This is a genomic window from Aporhodopirellula aestuarii, assembly GCF_023701485.1.
Taxonomy (GTDB): Bacteria; Planctomycetota; Planctomycetia; order Pirellulales; family Pirellulaceae; genus Rhodopirellula; species Rhodopirellula aestuarii.
Genome location: NZ_JAMQBK010000091.1, coordinates 1 through 2,637, shown reverse-complemented (window position 1 = coordinate 2,637; position 2,637 = coordinate 1). Strand labels below are relative to the sequence as shown.

At 57.8% G+C, this 2,637-nt stretch carries 3 protein-coding genes; all 3 read left to right on the top strand.

The window, feature by feature from the left end:
- Positions 1-77 precede the first annotated feature (77 nt).
- Complete coding sequence (gene tnpA / locus NB063_RS28525; protein WP_250932498.1) at positions 78-404, top strand: IS66 family insertion sequence element accessory protein TnpA; 327 nt, start codon at positions 78-80, stop codon at positions 402-404.
- The gene (tnpB, locus tag NB063_RS28520) at positions 401-754 is read left to right on the top strand and encodes an IS66 family insertion sequence element accessory protein TnpB (RefSeq protein WP_250932496.1); all 354 of its coding nucleotides are present in this window, start codon (positions 401-403) and stop codon (positions 752-754) included. The genes tnpA and tnpB overlap by 4 nt, the downstream gene beginning before the upstream one ends.
- Before the next feature lie 96 nt (positions 755-850).
- On the top strand, positions 851-2,596 hold the full coding sequence (locus NB063_RS28515) for an IS66 family transposase (protein WP_250932494.1): 1,746 nt from the start codon (positions 851-853) through the stop codon (positions 2,594-2,596).
- Positions 2,597-2,637 lie beyond the last annotated feature (41 nt).

The following is a 2,637-nucleotide window of genomic DNA, read 5'->3' as shown; positions in this document are numbered from 1 at the left end:
GTAACCGTTCACCAGAACCGTTGTAGACGCGGGTTTTAGGCTATTGGGTTTACTTTGTTTCCCAATGGAGAAATCCGATGCCCCGAGCCGAAACCGCGACGCTTTGGACGCAACGCCTGCAGCGATTTGAGCAAGCTCAGATGACGGTCGCTCAATTCTGTGCTGCCGAAGGTGTTTCGCAGCCTTCTTTCTACAACTGGAAACGCAAGCTGCGTTCGGCACAAGATCCGAAAGCCCATGCGGTGGCCAAGTTCGTGCCCGTCACGTTCCAAGCCACACCGGAGCGTCCCGCTCCCGCACCCAATCACGCCAGCGCGACGATTGAACTTCCCGGTGGCATTCGCATTCGTGTCGAAGTACCGACGGGTTCGCCGCCAAATTCACGAAAGGAGGATCGGCCATGATCGGATTGCCTGATGGCACGCCGATCTATCTGTGCACCGAGCCGGTCGACTTTCGAAAAGGCTTTGACGGCCTGACCGGCATTGTCACCACCTCGCTGGACAAGAGCGTTACCGACGGCTCGCTGTTTCTATTCGTCAATCGGAAGCGAGACCGCATCAAAGCCCTCTGGTGGGAAACCGGTGGTTTGACATTGTGGTACAGGCGGCTCGAACAAGGCACCGTCGAGTTGCCGACGTCCCAATGCGAGCAGGCACATGTCACGATTGATTCGGTCGAACTCGCGATGTGGATCGCTGGCGTGTCGCTGAAGTCAGCCAAGACAAGGCGCAAACGAATGAAAGTTGCTTAATGAGAACACTTTGCATCCAGGGTGCGTTTCGTATAATTGCGCACCATGGATGCGAAGCGATCAACGAACGTTCAACTGCCTAGTGACTCAAGGCAAATGCCTGATGACATGGAGGCTCTTCGCCGGATGGTCGCAAGCTTGCAGTCGCAAGTCGAAGAGCAAGCCCACTCGGTCCTCGAGCTGAAGAATCACAACGACAAGCTCGAACAAAAGAACATCGACCTACAGCTGAAGGTCGACAAGCTGCTTCAGCAACTCTTTGGCAGACGGAGTGAACGCCGCGTCGACGGCGACGGCCAACTGTTTCTGGACCTCGGCGAGGTAGCCACGCCCGAAGTGGTCAGTGCGTTGGAAGAAGCCGTTCGGGAAGCAGAACAGGTCATTGAAGACGCCGAGGAAGAAAAACAGAAACGACGCAGCAGGCCACCTCGCAAGAGCGACCGCAAGTTCCCCGAGCACTTGCCGCGAGTTGAGCGGATCGTGGACCTTCCCGAAGATCGACGCGAGGGACTGAAGCTGATCGGCTATGACGAGGTCGAAACGCTCGAGTGGATCCGGCCCGAGCTTCGTGTCCGCATCAACAAGTACGCCAAATACGCTCTTCCGGTTGAAAAGAATCGTGCCGACGAAGAGCCGGCGATCATCAGTCCCGAGCGTCCCACCGGACTGGTCGCCGGTGATCGCTTCGACGCTTCGGTCGGTGTCGAAGTCATTGCCTGGAAGTACTTCTATCACCTGCCGTTTTACCGCCAGCAAGACCTGTTCGGTGGCTGCGGCTGGACGCCAAGTCGCAGCACGCTGGCGAATATCGAAACCTCTGTCGAGTTCGCGCTCCGCCCACTGGCCGAACACTTGCGGTCTTTTCTCAAGACAGACGCTTGCGTGGGCTGTGATGACACAGGCGTGGTGCTGATCACGCCCACGGCGATTCCCGACTTGTCAAATCATCCACGCGCTGAGCGAATCGGCGAAGTGCTTGAAAAGGCGATCGCCTCTGGCAAACCAAGCATCCAAGCGAACTTCTGGGGCTATTACGCATCGCGTCTTCCGGTGGTCGCGTTCGACTTCACGGTCAGTCGTCACCGTGACGGCCCCGATGATGTGCTGGCGGATTACGAAGGCACGCTGATCGGCGACTGCTGGTCAGGCTTTCAAAAGATCGATGTGCGCAGCGACTCGCGAATCACGTTCGCGGCGTGCTGGGCGCATGCGCGTCGCAAGATTGACGAGTGCCGCGGTGCGTTCCCGATCCAAGTGGCGAAGCTGGAATCGTTGATTCGGATGCTTTACGACATCGAGGATCAAATCAAGACTCTTGATGACGCAGAGCGACTGTCGCGGCGGCAAAGCCTCTCGCGTCACGTGCTTGGGTCGATCGAGGAATACCTGGAGAGCGAAGCGATGAGCTCACCGAAGGTTCTTCCCAAAAGCAATCTTGGCCAGGCGGCAGCGTACGTGCGTCGACACTGGGCGGCACTGAATCGCTCCACCGAGGATGCTCGCGTTCCGATCGACAACAACGACTGCGAGCAGTTGATGAAGCGAGTGGCGACGGGCCGCAAGAATTGGTTGTTCAAAGGCTCGTTGTCGGCAGGTGAACGAGCGGCGAACTTGATGACGATCATCGGGACAGCGATCCGCAATGACTTGGACGTTCACGCGTATCTGGATGATGTGCTACGCCGAGCCCTGGCTGGCGAAACCGACTGGTCAGCGCTGAGTCCACATGCCTGGAGAGACTCACACCCGGAATCCATCCGCGACTACCGACAAGACGAACGACGACAAGCAGCCGACCGCAAGCGAGTCCGACGTGCAAGACGTCGACAGCTCAAGAAATAGCCGTCAACCCAACGCACGGAATGGTGCTGGTGGACGGTTAC